The organism is Nostoc sp. FACHB-133, assembly GCF_014698055.1.
Lineage (GTDB): Bacteria > Cyanobacteriota > Cyanobacteriia > Cyanobacteriales > Nostocaceae > Nostoc.
Genome location: NZ_JACJSH010000058.1, coordinates 22,999 through 40,698 on the forward strand (window position 1 = coordinate 22,999; position 17,700 = coordinate 40,698).

A 17,700-nucleotide genomic window follows, 5' to 3' on the forward strand; every position below is an offset into this window, starting at 1 on the left:
AAAAATGTAACTTCATCTATCTAAAGGGGTAAATTAAAAATAGTTAAAAAAAACTTTATAACCAATGCTTAAAAGTCTCAATTTCTGAATATTTTGACCTCAAAAACTATTTAGTGTTTAAGTAGCTGTAATAAATGCTAATAATTTATCTTTTGATAAATTATTAGATTTTTATAAAAAGTACCCAACTTTTATATTCAATAGTAAAAATAAAATCATCTGTTTTTTCCTATTTTATAGAGTTATATAATTTCTGTGTTATGGCTTTTTAGAAAGCTCAAATATAGGGTTGAATCTATTTGGTAATTTATCAAACTTGAAAAACTTTATTGACTTGAATGTGTACGAAAATCAGTATACGCCAAATACTCCTACTAAAAAGCTGATTTTATTAAATGAAGAATACATAAGGGGGTGTAGCTATACGAGTAAAGATTCGTTGCCAGAGGTGAAAGCTTCAGATAACCCGCTAAAAATAGACTGGGAGCAGATACTTTATTCGCTAACGGAACTTAGCCCGTTTCCGATTGGAATTGTATGTCTGCAAAACGAACAGATTCTTTTTCAAAACGGATTACTAGCGCCTTTTTTTGGAATTGATTCAAGCCAAAAATTCGACAAGATTATCCCTGAGTTTTATGCCCAGCCTGCTTTATGGACTCAATTAGTTAACAAGCTTAAAAGTGGCAACCTCATCAATAGTTATGCCGTAGAAGTCAAAAAAACCAACGGTGATACTTTTAAGGCACAAATTTCAGCTAAGGTTGTTAATTACGAAGACAAACTGGCGGCACTATTCATATTTACGAATAATACTGAGCATTTAAAAACCCAGCAGGAGAATTTATTATTAACAAATACTGTAGAACCGCTCAAAGATGTCATTGACTTCACGCACAGCCAACCAAACTTGGTAGATGTTAACTCTTCCATTGTAAGCACTACAGACGACAATCTGAGCATCCAAACAGTTGAAACTGTCTCCAGATTAGAAGAGCCACAAGTAGATTTGCATCTGATGGAACGTGCGATTGCTGCTAGTAGTAATGGGATTATTTTGACAGATCCCAATCAACCAGATAATCCGATCATTTATGTTAATCCAGCATTTGAGTCGATCACAGGCTACTGTGCCAGTGAAGTAATTGGGCGAAACTGCCGTTTTTTGCAAGGAAACGATCCAGAACAATTAGCCCTTCAGGAATTGCGTAATGCAATTCAAGAACGAAGAGAATGTCATGTCATTTTACGGAATTACCGTAAGGATAATCTACCGTTTTGGCATGAACTCTACTTAGCTCCAGTATTTGACAATTCTGGCTATTTGACTAATTTTATTGGTATCCAAACTGATATTACTCACCATCTAGAAGCTCTTGAAGCATTACGAAAGCAAGAAGAACAGTATCGCCGCATTGTACAAACAGCAACTGAAGGAATTTGGGTACTCGATAGAGACAATCGTACTACTTTTGTCAACCAACAGATGGCAACAATGTTGGGTTACACCATTGAAGAGATGATGGGTGCAACGCTGTTTTCTTTTATGGATTCAGAAGGGCTGGAAATTGCCAATGCTTGCCTTTTGCGTCGTCATCAAGGGATTCACGAAGCACATGATTTCAAATTTCGCTGTCAGGATGGTTCAGACCTCTGGGCAATTATTTCTTGTGCCCCGTTATTAGACGACCAGGGAAATTATGCTGGAGCCTTGGGGATGGTTACTAACATCACTGACCGGAAACGAGCAGAAGCTGCACTGCAAGAAAGCAAACAACGTTTGGATGGAATTTTATGTTCTCTTGAAGATGTGATTTGGTCAATTTCTGCTGATACTTTTGAAACCCTTTATCTCAACCCCTCTGCCCTGAAAGTTTATGGTTATTCTGTATCAGAATTTTTTGAGAACTCTAATCTTTGGTTTGAAGTCATTCACCCAGAAGATCAGCAACTAGTTTATGCTGCCATTCAACCATTGTTCTTAACTGACAAGCAAGAACTAGAATACCGAATTGTCAGACCTGATGGACAGGTACGCTGGCTGTTGAACCGAAGCCATTTAATTTATGACGCTTGTGGTCAGCCGATTCGTATTGATGGAATTGCAACAGATATCACTGAACGCAAACTTCTTGAAGAAAAGTTAGTTCACAATGCTTTTTATGATGCTCTGACTGGACTGCCCAATCGGATTTTATTTATAGACAAGCTAGAACAAGCCATTACAGAGATAAAAAGTAATCCAGATAATTTATTTGCTGTCCTATTCCTTGACCTGGATCGTTTCAAAGTCGTCAACGATAGTTTAGGACACTTAGTTGGCGACCAACTATTGGTGACACTTGCTCAACGTTTACAACAGTGCCTCCAGCCTGACGATACTGTTGCTCGCTTGGGTGGAGACGAGTTTACCATTTTACTTTCCCATATTCAAAGTATTGAAGATGCTACATGCATCGCAGAAAATATACATCAGGCATTAAAGTCGCCCTTCAACTTGTGCGGATACGAAGTATTTATGACTGCTAGCATTGGTATTGCTTTAGGTACAAACAAATACGCTCAACCTGCGGATTTACTTCGAGATGCTGATACTGCCCTTTACCGCGCTAAAGAGCAGAGTCAAGTTGGGTATATAGTATTTGATACTACTATGTATCATCGGGCAGTAACGCTGTTGCAGTTAGAAACTGACTTGCGCTGGGCAATTGAACGACAGGAGCTGTGCCTTTACTACCAGCCAATTATTTGTATGAAAACTGGAACAATTACTGGATTTGAAGCGCTCGTGCGCTGGCAACATCCAGAACGTGGACTTATTTCTCCAGGCGAGTTTATTCCTATAGCAGAAGAAACTGGACTAATTATCCCAATTGGTCAATGGGTATTAACTGAGTCTTGTCAGCAATTGCGGCAGTGGCAACTACAATTTCCTGCCATCAAATCTTTGACCATCAATGTTAACCTTTCTGGTAAACAGTTTTCTCAACCTGATCTAATTGAACAAATCAGCCAAATTCTCGAAGATACTAGTCTTAACCCTAGCAACTTAAAGCTAGAAATCACTGAAACTGCAATTATCGCCTCTCCTGAAAAGGCTACCTCCGTCCTTAAGCAACTTAAGGCTTTTGGTTTGCAATTATGTATTGATGATTTTGGGACAGGTTATTCATCTCTAGCTTATTTGCATCATTTTCCCATTGATGTTCTCAAGATTGACCGCTCCTTTATTAATCGCATTGATAGCGATACTGAACAATTCGCTATTGTTCGGGCTATTGTTACTTTAGCTGATAACTTAGGAATGAGTGTCGTTGCTGAAGGGGTAGAAACAATTGACCAATTAGTACAACTTAAATTGCTACAATGCCAACAAGCACAAGGTTACTTATTTTCAAAGCCCTTGGCTCAAGAACAAGCAAGAATTTTACTAGCTTCTGAGCAATCTTTTTTCAGCGCATAAAAGCATACATTAAAGAAGAATTCAGCTATTCACCAATTCTGGAGTCAGAATCAATCAGTGGAGGATTTTGATCTGCCACTGAATTGTTGCACCGCTAAATCTTCTCTTCCAGAGACGCTCTTGCGTTCGATTTAGCGGGGGTCTTAAACCCACTTATTCAGACGCTCGCGGACTCGCTAACGCTGCGCTATCCGCTAAATCGATTCAGAATTCGATTCTGTTAGCGGATAGCTAAGGTTTAGCCCATTCTGGCGACTGACGCATGTATTCTGTTTGATTAACTCAGAGTAAATAAATGCTAGTATTCAGAAGGAGGACTTGCTCCTGATTGGAATCTGGATCTGAAACTCTGTTCCCTGAAGTGGTTGTGTAATACAGTTTAACTGACCACCATGCTTGTCTACAATTTGATAACAAATTGACATTCCTAAACCTGTACCTGAACCAACAGGTTTAGTTGTAAAGAAAGGGTCAAAGATTTTTTGCCTGACTTTTTCTGTCATCCCACAACCATTGTCAATAACTCGAATCATTACTTGATTACTATCTAAAACTTCAGTAGCAATGCGGATTTGGGGATTGTGATTCGTTGATTGTTGATTTCCAGTCTTTATAATATTGCTTTCTGGTACTGGGCAACCGACAATTGACTCTCTCAAAGCATCAATGGCATTAGTCAGAAGGTTCATAAATACCTGATTAAGCTGTCCTGGATAGCAATCTACTTGAGGGAGTTCACCATATTCTTTAATAACTTCAATATCTGGATATTTTCCTTGACCTTTTAATTGATTCCCTAAAATTAAGAGAGTACTATTAATACCTTCGTGTAGATCAACTCTTTTTATCTCGGCTTCATCTAGCCTCGAAAAGTTCCGTAATGATAGAACAATCTTGCAGATGCGTTCAGCTCCTATTTTTATTGAAGATAATATTTTTGGTAAATCTTCTCTAACAAAGTCGAATTCTATTGTCTCAGCTAAAATTTTAATTTCTGATAGGGTTTGTGGGTAGCATTCTTGATAAAGTGAGATTAATTTAAACAAGTTTTCAGTATATTCATTGGCAATGGCGATATTACCATAAATGAAACTAACAGGGTTGTTAATTTCATGGGCAATGCCTGCAACTAACCGCCCTAAAGAAGACATTTTTTCAGTTTGAATAAGTTGAGTTTGTGTATCTGCAAGGTCTTTGAGAGTAAGTTTTAGTTGACTGTTAGCTGCTTCTAGTTGCGCTGGACTTGGCAAAGCTAGCGCCTGGGGAATTATCGGCACTAATGTGAAAGCTGTATAAACCGATATCAAAGCAGTCAAAGCTTTTATAAAACCAGATAGCCAATAAGTTGGATGCCAAAGCGTCCAAATTTCCATTATATGGGTTGTACCACAAAAGATAATGAAAGCTCCAAATAATAAAAGTATTGATTTAAAAGGCAAATCTTCACGCTTGCGGACAAAGTAAACAAGGGCGATGGGGATAGAGAAATAGGCAAGAGCAATTAAAGAATCTGATATAATATGTAGCCATACTAACCCTGTCTTCCAAAGGTAACAATGTCCATGTGGAATAAATAAGCTATCTGTAAAAACTTTTTGTAATAGTTCTAGCATCTTTTAATTTTATCTAATAAGTTTCCAAAAACATTAACAATAAATTATATATTCTAAATATAAAAATGTCTCTTGTAGTAAAAGAAAAAGCAGTAAATACTCTAATTATTGCTAGTCCCAAGTATTCCAAAATAATGGAGCTAGTTTTTTGCAATACTCCTAATGGCTTTTATATATAAATTAATCTGCTCTGTAAAACTTACATAGAGATGGTACTTTCTCTTGTTTTTTAACCTTAATCCCTGCAAGTAAATCTATTAGCATTGCCTATGCTAATTTGAGATAATGCAATTTCGACCTGCTGATTTTGCTTGGTAAAGCGCTTTATCTACCTTTATAATCAAATCTGAAGTTGAGGGCTTCCAAGTAGAAATAATATTTGCCACTCCCAGACTCATGGTGACATACTGATTGATGGCAGACCTGTCATGAATAATTTATAAATCTCTGACTTGAGCTTGCAGGCTATTGCCAACATGAACTGCATCAGCCCGATCAGTATTCGGTAAAATTAGAGAAAATTCTTCCCCGCCATAACGCGCTACTAAATCTTGAGCTTTTTTAAATTCAAGTAGTATCTAAAAGGCAATCGCCTGAAAGGGGTAATGGAATTTTGGACTGATTTAGCTCATGAATTGACGCGTTTGAAATCCAGTAAACTGCCCTATTTTCAGCTAAGTATCTGCAATAGGAGAATCAGCCCTGACTGGCGCTTACGTCAAATTAAGGTTTTGGGGTGGTTAGGCTATCTTCTTGACAAAAGCGATCGCCTCCGGCGGCCTTTGCCTGATACAAAGCTTTGTCCGCCGCGGCAATTATTTCTTCAAAACTAGAAACAGGCTCAGGAATTATTGTAGACTACCCAGCACTTACGGTGATCTGAGAACTAACTTGTGAATTTATATGGAGAATTGCCAGTTTCCAAAATGAGTTTTTCTTGATGCCGCTCGGAATTAGAGTAATTCATGGGGATGCGGGTGGCTCGTTATCAATTCTCAATACTTTTTTGCTGTGCTTTAACTGTTTTCAGAGTGACTTAATCTGCTTGTAAGCTTCTTCGGGAGAAAACAGCCGAATATTAGCGTTCGTAGAATCTAGAAAATTCTCAATTTATTCTTTGTTACTCGACTATAAGTAAGTGGCGATTTGACTTTATATATCCTCATCCTTTCGGCAGAGGATAGCTATCACAGTAATAGTCATGCTGTTTAATAGCATCGATTAGAACTTGGTGTTGGAAGCTGCGATCACGTTTGTTGTGGCGAGAAATATTTGACGCGATGGCTTGTTCTTCTGCTTCCTGAAGTGAGTTGGCATGTTATTTCGGATAAATCCCCAAAATAATTATGATGGAAATAAATCTAATCCAATTAGAAAAAAATTTAACTTATCTTAACTATCCACTCAGCAAACACGACTTGATTAAGTATGCTGAAGAAACGCACTGTTTTTATCACCGAGTTGGTCAGGCTAAAAACCATCCGAGAACAAAAAGAAACGACTTATCAAGACGCTAGCTTTCAAGCAGGCAATCGCTGGCAGCAATCCCTGGAACTTCGGGCAAGTAATAGTGAAGAATTAGTCAGCGTACCACTCCTCGCTCAAATTAAGATTAAGTACGGTCTAGAACGCCTAAAAAAGCTAATTGATAGTGATGCTTTAGCAATTTATGCCAACTGGTGTAACCAGCGTGGATGGACAGATTTATTTGTGTATGAAGGTCCAGCATAAGTTTCGATACCTAATTGTTTCATCCATTGACCGTGGATAGTAGCCAAACTATAAGCAATGACAATCAATAAAACTAAGGCTAAAAAACGAGTCTCATTCACTTTGGTATCCTCTAAATTATAGCCGCCAGTTTTACAATCCTTAAAGAATTGTTCAATTCCCCAACGACATCGATATAAGAATAAAGTTTGTTGAAGTGTTGGCAAGTTAGTCAAGATATACCAAGGTTCTTTCGGATCTTTGTTTCGATACTTTCTCTTCCAATGAACAGCGATATTAAATAAACCCAATTCTTCCCCTTTACCACATTTGACTCCTATGTAAAACTTCGAGATTCCCGGTCTAAATCCTTTGTTTTTGAGAATTTGATATTCAAGTCCTGCATATTCCTGGAAGTGAAGGTCTTTTTTCTGACGTCAGGCAAAGTATACTCTCTTACTCTCAAGCCATTGAGGCAGTTTTGGGCTATGAAATTCGCAATCTGCTAAAACCACAACTCGACACTTATTCAACAGTGAAAGCGCCGGATTTAAGAGGCGTTTTTGTGTTTTTAGATTACTGTTACCTACATGATTTAATGTTTCCCAATAAAGTAGTAAGGCATGAGTCCCCCACACCAATGTCACCATAAATATATTCCGTCCCTTCCACTGAGTTCGGTCGAGCGCAATCATCCAACAACCATATTTTTGATGTTTTTGTTTATGAACATAACGTCGCTGTTCTCGATTTAATCTATGTCCTGTTCTCTGTTGTCTAATCCAATATTTGACCAGGAGAAACCACAATAATTTCACGCAGAGATTACCAATTATTAAAAATATTTGTAGGTTCCGTTTCCGACTTTCATAGGTAATTGCTTGCGGAAATAAACTTGCCAATGTTGAGAGTTTCACTTGTCGATGCGCTTGTATCAATAATAACAATATCTCTAGTGTCAGATACTGCTGTTCACTCAAGTGCTTCCGGAAGATTGTTTGATATGCTTGTGGTAACATTTTATTTTTTTGTGGGGGTTCACTTCCCCCTATTTTTTTACCAATTTATTTTCTCAAATTCTTGCTACATCTCATCTTGACCTGTCTTGTCACCCGTTAAGTTTTTACAGAATTTTACAAGGTTGCCTCTGGTTGCACGAACCTTCTATTTACGCCAAGAAGCGGAGGCAGATAGAAAAATTGCTGGCTCAACTGGAGGCACTGACTTTTGTTGAGTGAGCTTATTTAATTTCATTAAGGCTCAATTGGGTTCCACATACAAAAACGATTACGCCCCTGTGCTTTGGCTTGATAAAGAGCTTGATCTGCTGCTTTAATCAAATCCAAAGGAACCATATTATAGGTAGGAATCACTGTAGCAATTCCGATACTCAGAGTAACGTGCTGCTTCACAGCCGATGCAGTATGGAGGATATTTAGCTGTTGGATAGCTTGATGAATTTCTTGAGCAACCTGAACAGCCCCATCACTAGCAGTGTTGGGTAAAATGACAACGAACTCTTCTCCCCCATAACGAGCAACTAAATCCCTAGAACGTTTGACAGCTTGTTTTAAAGCTTGGGCAATGAGTGTTAAACAAGTATCCCCGACGGCATGACCATAAGTATCGTTATATTGTTTGAAATAATCAATGTCACATAGGAGTAATGAAATAAAACCTTGTTCTCGTAAAAAATATTGCCAAATAGAATCAAGTTTACTATCAAAACATCGGCGATTGGCAATCTGAGTTAATTTATCAACCAGCGCTAGATTTTCTAACTGCTGATTGGCAAGCTGTAAGTGTTGATAAAGTTGTGATTGCTGAATAGCGATCGCCACTTGTGTTGCCAATTGCTGAAGCAGTTCGCTCTCCCAAGATTGCCACTGACGCGGGGCGCTGCAATGATGAGCAATTAACAGTCCCCAAAGGTGATCGCCTTGTAAAATTGGTACAATTAGCTTGGCTCTGATCTTCAACTGTTCCAATAATTCTAGATGACAAGCAGTTAATCCGGCGATGTAGATGTCTGGAGTAACTTTGAGCAGACCCTGTTGATAAGACTGTCGCCCCTGCGTCTCGACAAAGTAGGTGTCTTTAATTTCCATATTCAGGGTTGGCTTCCACCCGAATGCCACAGACTCCGTGACAACGGTACCACTCCAATCTGGGTTAAAACGGTAAATAATCACGCGCTCAGTTTGCAGAAATTGTCTAACTTCAGCAACAGTTGTGTTCAAGATTTCATCCAAGTCCAAGGACTCGCGGATGTGTTGAGCGATCGCATAGACCATGCGTTCCCGTTCTGTCTGCTGTTGCAGGGCAATTTGTGCTTGTTTGCGAACTGTGATATCTGTAAATGATGCGACTACCGCATAAGGTTTTGATTCATCATATTCAAACAGTGGTAGAGAATTAATTGAAATCCAAGTCAAAGTGTTATCAGGTTTGTAGACTCCCATAATTACATTAAATTGGGGTTGTCCGGTGCGTAAAGTGATAATGGCGGGGTGAGTTGACCCTGGAAAAGAAGTACCATCTTCATGAATAGCTCGCCACCGAGGATCGATGGAAGTTCGCCCCATCATTTGATCGGCTGTTAACCCTAAGATTCTTTCGGCACTGTTATTACAGGCGGTAATTCGCCCATCGGATTTCTGTAATACAATACCTTCTGCCATGACTGTAATTACGGAACGATAGCGTTGTTCACTCTCTCGCAGCGCTTCTTCCATACGCTTGCGTTCGCTAATATCAAACAAAGTTGAGCGGCTCATGACAAAGTCGCCTGCTTTATCTTTAATTGCTGTAGCATTCAAGCTTATCCATCGGGTTGTGCCATCTTTACTGACAATTTCAAACTCTAGATTATTAAGCCAACCTTGTTGTTTAAATTGAGGAAAGTTCTCCTGAAAAACCTGTTTACCGACAGAGGTGACAATATCTGAAAATTTCTTGTGAAGAATTTCATCACGGGTATATCCTAGCCAGTTGAGTTCTGTATTGTTAATCCGAATAAAATTACCCTCTCCATCCAGCGAGTGATAACCACAAGGTGCATTGTTGTAGAGATCCTCAACTTCATGTACATACTCCTGTAAAGCTGCTTCTGCAAGTTTCCGCTCGGTAATATCATTGTTGATTTGTAAAATTTTAATCGGTTGACCAGCATTGTCTTTTTGTAAAACCCAACGGCTAGCTACATTAACAGGTCGCTCATCCCAAGTGAAATGGATCAGTTCTCCTTCCCAATAACCCTTTTTTAACAGTTCTGCTTCAATTTCTGATAATGATTGAGGAAATTGGGTTTTCAATAAAATATGTGAGATTTGTCCCAAAGCCTCGGCTTTCGTCCAGCCATACATATACTCCGCTCCCTGATTCCAGAAGCCGATCGCTCCATTTAAGTCGTGGGTAATGATGGTGTCGTGTGCTAAATCCAGTAGTTGCGCCTGTTCTAAAAGGATGATTTGGGTTTGTTGCTGTTGTCTCACCGTTTCTAAAAGGCGATCATTGGCTGACCTCAGTTGTGCAGTGCGCTGGACTACCCGTTGCTCAAGTTCGGCATTCAGTTGTTCCAGGGCAATTTGCGCCTGTTTGCGTTCGGTAATTTCCTCGCAGACGGTACTGATGCCAATGATGCAATCGCCATCTTTTAAAGGCAAAAAGCTTTCTAACCAAGTTCGTTGCACACCTGGTTGAGCCGGGGTTTCTCCAGTGATTTCTACATTGAGAACAGGTTCCCCTGTTTCTAAGATGGAGCATAACAGTTGTTCGGCTGCGTCAGCTAGATCGGGTAGCAACTCACGCACTGTGCAACCAATATGCGCTTGCACTGAAAACCCATTCATTTCTGCCAAGCGCTGGTTAATGCGAACAAAGCGGAGGTTGGTGTCTAAAACGTTTAACCCAATGGGGGCTGACTGGTAAATGGCTTCGATTTCAGCCAATTGGCGCTGAAGCTGGATTTTACTTTCCCTTAACGCTATTTCTGCTTGTTTGCGTTCTGTAATGTCTTCAGAGAACAGAATGATGCCACCAATATCACCATTACTGCGATACCAAGGGTGAACTTCCCACCGGAACCATTGCTCTAACCCATCTGAGTGAACAAACAAATCTTCATCGCATTTGTCAATGAATCCCGCCAGAGCGCGTTGATGGCTTTGCTTCAAATGCTCTGGAAGATCGGGAAAAAGCTCGTAGTGCGATCGCCCAACGATCGGTTCCATTGAATTGGCACGAAATTGCTTGACCCATTGTTTGCTTGCCGCAATGTAGCGCATCTCGCGATCAAACATCACAATACTGGCAGGGGCATATTGGATGAACAATCGCAGTTTTTCTTCACTCTCCTGCAACGCCATCTCTGCTTCTTTACGCTCCCTTAATTCAGTCTGTACCTGTTCAAATAAAGCTGCTTGCTGGATAGCAATGCTCACCTGCTCTCCTAACTGCCGCAGCAGATCAATTTCTCTTGATTGCCATTCACGAGGAGCCGCGCAATGATGAGCAATCAGTAACCCCCATAATTCATTTCTATTCAAAATCGGAACAACCAGATTGGCTCTTACTTGGAAATTTGCCAGGAGTTCAACATGACAAGAGACGATGCCAGCATTATAAATATCAGTTTTGGTAGTAACTAGCCCTTGTTTAAAGGGTTCTACGTACTCTTCACCAAAGCAAGGATCGTAGATATTGGTAGATAAGATAGCTGTCCAATTTGCGTCAACAGACTCTACAACTACTGTTCCACTCCAGTCAGGAAAAAATTGGAAAATGATGACGCGATCGCATCCTAAAAGCTGCCTGACTTCATCGACAGTTGTTTGCAAGATATCTGTTAAATTCAGCGATCGCCGGATGCGCTGAGTTATTTCCATCACTAAGCGTTGTTGCTCAAATTGCTGTTGCAGTTGGCTACGTAGCCGCACTGTTTCAATCACCCCATTGACTGCTATTTGTAGCCGTTCTGGGGTAATTTGCCCTTTCACAAGATAATCTTGTGCGCCCGCTTTCATTACCTGAACTGCGATCGCTTCATTGCCCTGTCCCGTGACGACAATCACAGGTACACACAACTGTTGACTCAAGGGTTGCAATTGTGCCAGAAATTCCAGTGCGTCTAAATCGGGCAATCGATAATCAAGCAACACAACATCGGGTTGATGTTGCCGCCAAAGTTCTAGCCCAAGTTGTCCCAGAGATGTTTCTACAATAGTGTAGGAACATTCGCGATCGCGCAGCAAATACCGCCGATAGAGTTCTCGATCTTCTGGGGAATCATCGACAATTAAGATGGTGCGCTGTTGCTGAGACATCAGGAACTAATTGATCGAATAGAATTAAACCCACATTCTGCAATTTAGCATAGATAAATTAGTATTTAAAAAAAGCGCTAAAATTATCAAAATTATATCTTTCGGGATTTTGAAAATATCCTTTTAGCTTTTAAGTAATCACTTTTAATTTGGTAATTTGCTTGCTGCTTCAGTATTTTTACTGCAAAATAAGCAGGGCTTGTGAAAAATTCATTTAAAGGCAAGAGAAGAATTGATTAAATGATTAAGTAGTCAGACACGGAACAAAGATAAATTTTTGTTGTAAGTAATTGCTCGAAGATTATTTTAAATAATTGGAAATTTGAAAAAGACGTTGTTTTCAAAAATCTCCATAAAAAGACACCAAAAGACATAAAAAACCGTGACCTTCGGGTTATTCATTGTTTGTCGTCATACCTCATTTGCGTAGAATGCGGCGAATTAAGTCAATACCCACGGTAGGGCATTGTGACTGTAAATCCATCCGAAATTGAAAAATCAAATGGCATATTGCTATCACCAGTCCCAATCAAAAGACTCAAACCTTTTGGGGTTTTGGGCAGTGTAGCGGACTGTATGTTGAATATTTGTATGCCCCAGATACGCTTGAATATCCCTGGTTGGGCGTTGTTGGTCAGCCAAGTAATAGCCGTACTGTTACAGTCACGAAGAGGTTTTAGACGATGTTCACTTGCACCTATTGCATTGCCATCTAAAATTTTAAGCCGATAACCAGGTAGCCAATCTGGTAAGCTTCCGTTTAAATGCCGAATAATTGCTTCCATTGAAGTTCCTGTCTCCCTTATTAATTCAGCGCTTACATCAACCTCCATTGCATTTAGCTTGTTATAGACAGAAGTAACTGAAACATTCATTTGTGATGTTTTAGCTTGATATGTAGCATGAATTGAAGGTCTAATCCCACAAGTGACTGTATTCATCATCTCTACTACCGTAGAGAACAGTAATTCCTTTGTATACTGGGTTTTTGCATTTTTCTCAAATAACTCGTCAAGTTTCTGAGGACATAAAATTGTTTCGAGAAGTCCGCGAACCATGACCGAAACCGGACTTTCTTCTACAAAACGCTCAAACACTTGACCTATAATCATTCTAGCTATTCCCCGTTTACCAACTTTATTTTTTCAACTAACTATAATTTGGGGAAAATTACAAGACCTTGAAAGGGCTGATAGTTAGGCCCTTACCAGTAATAAAATGCTATGAGCCTAGCTTTCGCCTTGAGAGCGAAAGCGCCTAGATATCTCGGTCGTGCCAAAAATATTATTGATACAGTGAAGCAGCGCGGTCTTGGGGGTTTCCCCCATGAGCGACTGCTGAACCCCGTAGGGGCTGCATTTTATTTCTTGGATCTCCCTTAGAGCAACCGACGATGCAGGCTGCTGGTCTAAAAACTTGTTCGTCAAAATCGAAACCGAAATCCTCCGAGTAGTCTGTATGAATAGTGCTAGATGTCACCTCAGTAGGAGATAGAATCGTTAGGATCTTAACAGTCTACTCTTCTCTATTCCATCTCTCCGAAATACCTATTGAGCCAAAATGACTATTACCTGCAAACTTCTTTTAGAAAATCACGCTCAAGATTGGCAAGAAGCAACTGTGCATCCCTTTCTAGAACAGTGTCAATTAGGTATAATTCAACCCCAGCAATTCAATACATGGTTGATGCAAGATTATCTGTTTGTTGTGGAATTTACGCGGATGGTAGGGCGAGTATTAGCCAGCGCACCTCCAGAACATTTTGATGTGATACTTGGAGGACTGGCAGCTCTTAAAGACGAACTGAATTGGTTTAAAGAAAAAGCTACCCAACGACAACTGGATATTAATATTAAAAAACAACCAACCTGTAGAGAATATTGTGAATATATGCATAGTCTTGCAGACAAGCCTTATCCTGTGCAAGCAACAGCATTTTGGGCTATTGAATTAGCCTATAATCAAGGTTGGCAACTACCAGGTAAGATGCCTGCACCTTACGATGAATTTGCACAAAGATGGGGAAATACTGATTTTACAAAATATGTAAAACTTTTGTCACAGCAAGCTGATGAGGTTTTAGAAACGGCACAGGAAGATATTCAAAAACAAGCTGAAGAATCTTTTTTAATGGTTGCAAAATTTGAACATAATTTCTGGCAGATGGCTTTTCACACAGCACAGTGTGAATCAAAATAGTTTTCACCGGACGAGTGTGAAACGCCGGCAAATTCTTCTTAATTTCTTACAGCCGAACCTGCAACCCCACACCCAAAAACCAGTAATATCAAGGGTTAGCGCTTTTCAAGCGTGCCATTCTATGATCCAACATTGGGAATCAACTTAATCGGAACATGATTTTGGCAAGTTTCCCAAACCCTTGAGTAAAGGCATATTCAATCTCTGCGGGATCACAAATCTCTGTGAGTTTTGATTTCAGCCCAGGAAGTTCTCTAACCTCAATACAGATATTGACATATACATCTTTGGTTTCCACATGGAATAGTCCAGCATTTATGTTTAAAAAATCACCTGTTAGCATTGAACAGTAAGTTAAGGATTCTTTCCATTGTGATTTGTACTTCATTTTAAAATAGCTATCGCCTAAATTCTTTTTGAACTTAGATGACTTTTCCTGTGGTTTTGGTTCCCAGAATATACTATTCTCTAACTGCCCAAGGGCTTCTATTGTCGTTACATTAGTCGCCACATTGCTACTGCCTTGTTGTTTTAGCTTTTTCTGTTCAACAAAAGACATAGCCAGGATGCGGTTCTTATGCCGCTCAAAAGCTTCTTTATACAGTTCCCATGCTTTTTTGGTAATTGCTGATTGGGATGGCTCAACCATTTTAACGATTTCGCGCCAATCACCAAGAGTAAATTTAGTAATATTTTCAATAAAAGCGATGAAAATGGCGCTATAAATTTTAGTGGGACTCGCACCCCGTAAACCTTGCCTTCTGATGGTATCAGTAACTAAGTCTAATCTGTAAGTAGAAACAGAAAGGTCAATTTCAGCAAGCTCAAGGCTAAAACCCTGCCTAAGTCGAATTCTGCTAAAACTTGGCTTTGCAGAATTTTCTTTAGTAATAAAATCAATTGTTTCACCGCAGCTTGGACAAATAGCTTGGTGATGTTGAATCACCACTCCATCCTCGTCAACTTCGGCTTCAATTTTAGCTAATTCATCAGTTAGCGGTTTAAAAATATGGGTGCAATGGTCACATTGAATTAAGCCTTTGTTTTGTATTTCTGATATAGTTTTAGGCAATAAACTCCATTTGCGGGCTTCATCAGGAAGTCCATGTTTTTTCCAATTATCGGTAATATCAATGATCACCGCAGTGGGTTTTAAAGTGTAAGTTCTTAGAACCCGCCCCAGCATTTGCAGCCAAAGAGTAGAGCTTTCAGTCGGACGGACACAGTAAACGCACTCAATATTAGGGCAATCAAAGCCCTCAGTTAAGATTTCGTAATTAGTAATTACTTGGGTAGTGCCATTGCGAAAACACTGCAATATTTCTAATCTCTCTTGTAGAGGAGTCTTCCCATCCAAATGTTCGGCACTAATATAATTACGAGAAAATTCCGCAGCCAGGGCACGAGAATGTTCTAAGCTACAGGCGAAAATAACTGTACGAAGATTTCGTGCATATTTAAAGTAATTCTCAAGGATTTCACTAACCCCAATCTGGCTAGTGACGGCAACTGCTAGCTCTTTGGCTCTAAAATCCCCACGAGATTTTGCAACTCCAAGAGTCGAAATAGTTTGATTCGTTGCAAATAATCGAAAGTTACTTAAATACCCAGCCTGAATTAATTGAGCAGTGTCAATGCCAATAACCAAATCATCAAATAAATCAACAAAACCTTGACCGTCAATCCTCTGGGGAGTGGCAGTTACACCTAATATTTGGGCGCTTTCATAATGTTCAATTAATCGCCGATAAGATAAAGCAGTTGCATGATGCGCCTCATCTAATATCAAAAGTCCAATGTTCATTGGTAACTCTAATACCTCTCGTCTGCTCAACGTTTGAACGCTAGCAACTTGGATTCTCCGTTCGGGATTAGCCAGAACACCTGCTTTGATAATCCCAACTGGTTCACCGATAATTTGCTCTAGCTTTTCGGCAGCTTGAGATATCAACTCAATCCGATGGGCAATGACTAAAACTTGCTTTCCTTGGTCAAATAATTTATGGGAAATATGTGCAAAACACACCGTTTTCCCGGCGGCTGTCGGGAGTTGTGCAAGCACTCGCCTATTACCATTCTCCCAAGAATTCCAAATATCTTTTATCCACTGATGTTGATAATCTCTAAGTTCGTAGGTAACAGGCATTCAATCTACCTCAACAATGATTTTTCTCCCGTGGGAATATTGCTCATTATGCCACAAGCCCTTAAAGTTAAGATACCGACAATCCCAATTTTAAAAGTAGTAAAGATGTTGTGGGTTGAGTTGATGCGATGTTACTTCATAAAGAGCTTTTGCAGTTAAAAAGTGAGAAATGCACTTTGACAAATTCTAATTCCCTACTTTCATGGTAAATGCTTTAAGTTTAAAACAGAGCGCCTAGTTATGGGATAATATATGCCAAAATCGCAAAAACTAGAAGAAATTTTATCTATTCTTGCCAAAATTAGAGAGCATCCGACAAGTGAAGAAGGGATGATAATTTTACGCCAAGGTCTTAAGAGTAAATATTCTATAGCTGTTGCTCAAGCAGCCAAGATAGTCGGCGAATCCACTATTACTGAGTTAGTTGCTGATCTTGTAAAAGCTTTTGCTCGAATGATGGTCAAACCCGCACAAGTAGACCAAAATTGTCTTGCCAAGAAAGAGATAGCACAAACACTGTATCACTTAGAATACAGCGATGAAAACCTTTTTCTGCAAGGGATTCGACATATTCAGATGGAACCAGTATGGGGAGGAGTTGAAGATACTGCTGCCCATCTGCGGGGTATATGTGCTTTAGGTCTGGTGAGAATGAACTACTCAGATGTAATGAACGAATTAGCCGATCTACTAGCTGACCCCAAACCAGAAGCAAGAGTTGCTGCTGCAAAGGCGATCGCCTACACAGGAAATCCCCAAGGTGTACCTTTACTTCGTTTAAAAACCCGCATAGGCGATCAAGCACCACAGGTGATTTCGGAATGCTTCAGTGCTTTGTTACAACTAGCTCCGACTGATTCAGTTGCAATAGTTGCTAGTTTTCTTTTTGACCCAAAGGAGCAAATCTGTGAGTTAGCAGCATTGACGTTGGGTGAATCACGATTAGAGGAAGCATTTGATCTTCTCAGAAATTGCTGGCAGCAAACAAGAAATGTAGAACTTCGTCGCACATTGTTACTAGCAATAGGGATGTTGCGACAAGATAAAGCAATAGATTACCTGATTTCACTAGTGGCTCAAGGAAAAGATATTGATGCAAAAGATGCGATTGCAGCGTTGGTTATTTATCGAGAAGACCGTGAACGGGAGCAATGCGGTTTTGTCAGATCCAGTAAAAAACAAGCGATCGCAAAAATAAAATCTAAGTAAGAAGTAACTTTATTTACTAAATATGTGCTGGTAGCC

The 17,700-nt window shown here is 39.7% G+C and carries 10 protein-coding genes and 2 pseudogenes; 5 read left to right on the plus strand and 7 right to left on the minus strand.

The features are described 5' to 3' along the window. Positions 1-316: 316 nt before the first annotated feature. Positions 317-3,463 carry a sensor domain-containing protein gene (locus H6G86_RS30475; protein WP_242065045.1) on the plus strand — a complete coding sequence of 1,049 codons (3,147 nt, stop codon included), beginning with the start codon at positions 317-319 and terminating at the stop codon, positions 3,461-3,463. Positions 3,464-3,768: 305 nt separating this feature from the next. On the opposite strand, the gene H6G86_RS30480 is transcribed toward H6G86_RS30475, so the two are convergent. Further along, a complete protein-coding gene (locus H6G86_RS30480) occupies positions 3,769-5,076 on the minus strand; it encodes a sensor histidine kinase (protein WP_190937441.1) in 1,308 nt (435 codons plus the stop codon). 272 nt (positions 5,077-5,348) lie between these two features. Further along, a pseudogene (locus tag H6G86_RS39030) lies at positions 5,349-5,654 on the minus strand (GGDEF domain-containing protein). 27 nt (positions 5,655-5,681) lie between these two features. Here H6G86_RS39030 and H6G86_RS30495 point away from each other — a divergent pair. Together H6G86_RS30495 and H6G86_RS30500 are read left to right on the plus strand one after the other, a co-directional pair. Then, positions 5,682-5,909 (plus strand): hypothetical protein, encoded by a 228-nt coding sequence (locus H6G86_RS30495; protein WP_190937443.1) that lies wholly within the window; start codon positions 5,682-5,684, stop codon positions 5,907-5,909. A 595-nt stretch (positions 5,910-6,504) separates the two neighbouring features. Continuing rightward, positions 6,505-6,807, plus strand: a complete 303-nt coding sequence (locus H6G86_RS30500) for a hypothetical protein (RefSeq protein WP_190937444.1) — start codon at positions 6,505-6,507, stop codon at positions 6,805-6,807. Here H6G86_RS30500 and H6G86_RS30505 read toward each other — a convergent pair. The 4 genes and pseudogenes from H6G86_RS30505 to H6G86_RS38425 form a co-directional block, all read right to left on the minus strand. Further along, positions 6,765-7,805, minus strand: a pseudogene (locus H6G86_RS30505) (IS4 family transposase); the annotation flags it as partial. The gene H6G86_RS30500 and the pseudogene H6G86_RS30505 sit on opposite strands and share 43 nt — an antisense overlap. A gap of 234 nt (positions 7,806-8,039) precedes the next feature. Further along, a complete protein-coding gene (locus tag H6G86_RS30510; protein ID WP_190937445.1) occupies positions 8,040-12,110 on the minus strand; it encodes a PAS domain S-box protein in 4,071 nt (1,356 codons plus the stop codon). 446 nt (positions 12,111-12,556) lie between these two features. Next, on the minus strand, positions 12,557-13,222 hold the full coding sequence (locus H6G86_RS40225; RefSeq protein ID WP_199338483.1) for a hypothetical protein: 666 nt from the start codon (positions 13,220-13,222) through the stop codon (positions 12,557-12,559). A 172-nt stretch (positions 13,223-13,394) separates the two neighbouring features. Then, a complete protein-coding gene (locus tag H6G86_RS38425) occupies positions 13,395-13,589 on the minus strand; it encodes a hypothetical protein (RefSeq protein WP_206758454.1) in 195 nt (64 codons plus the stop codon). 81 nt (positions 13,590-13,670) lie between these two features. Here H6G86_RS38425 and H6G86_RS30525 point away from each other — a divergent pair, with 81 nt between their 5' ends. After that, positions 13,671-14,309, plus strand: a complete 639-nt coding sequence (locus H6G86_RS30525; protein WP_190937447.1) for a TenA family protein — start codon at positions 13,671-13,673, stop codon at positions 14,307-14,309. A gap of 139 nt (positions 14,310-14,448) precedes the next feature. Here the strand turns inward: H6G86_RS30525 and H6G86_RS30530 are convergent, their stop codons facing one another. Then, positions 14,449-16,455 carry a DEAD/DEAH box helicase gene (locus H6G86_RS30530; protein WP_190937448.1) on the minus strand — a complete coding sequence of 669 codons (2,007 nt, stop codon included), beginning with the start codon at positions 16,453-16,455 and terminating at the stop codon, positions 14,449-14,451. Positions 16,456-16,707: 252 nt separating this feature from the next. Between H6G86_RS30530 and H6G86_RS30535 the strand changes: the two genes are divergently transcribed. Next, positions 16,708-17,664: a HEAT repeat domain-containing protein gene (locus tag H6G86_RS30535; RefSeq protein ID WP_190937449.1), complete on the plus strand. Its 957-nt coding sequence runs from the start codon at positions 16,708-16,710 to the stop codon at positions 17,662-17,664. The last annotated feature ends 36 nt before the right edge of the window (positions 17,665-17,700 follow it).

Excerpts from the sequence above, each read along its gene's own strand:
- H6G86_RS30480 (WP_190937441.1), bottom strand. The coding sequence starts at position 5,076 with ATGCTAGAACTATTACAAAAAGTTTTTACAGATAGCTTATTTATTCCA.
- H6G86_RS30495 (WP_190937443.1), top strand. The coding sequence starts at position 5,682 with ATGGAATTTTGGACTGATTTAGCTCATGAATTGACGCGTTTGAAATCC.
- H6G86_RS30500 (WP_190937444.1), top strand. The coding sequence starts at position 6,505 with ATGCTGAAGAAACGCACTGTTTTTATCACCGAGTTGGTCAGGCTAAAA.
- H6G86_RS30510 (WP_190937445.1), bottom strand. The coding sequence starts at position 12,110 with ATGTCTCAGCAACAGCGCACCATCTTAATTGTCGATGATTCCCCAGAA.
- H6G86_RS40225 (WP_199338483.1), bottom strand. The coding sequence starts at position 13,222 with ATGATTATAGGTCAAGTGTTTGAGCGTTTTGTAGAAGAAAGTCCGGTT.
- H6G86_RS30525 (WP_190937447.1), top strand. The coding sequence starts at position 13,671 with ATGACTATTACCTGCAAACTTCTTTTAGAAAATCACGCTCAAGATTGG.
- H6G86_RS30530 (WP_190937448.1), bottom strand. The coding sequence starts at position 16,455 with ATGCCTGTTACCTACGAACTTAGAGATTATCAACATCAGTGGATAAAA.
- H6G86_RS30535 (WP_190937449.1), top strand. The coding sequence starts at position 16,708 with ATGCCAAAATCGCAAAAACTAGAAGAAATTTTATCTATTCTTGCCAAA.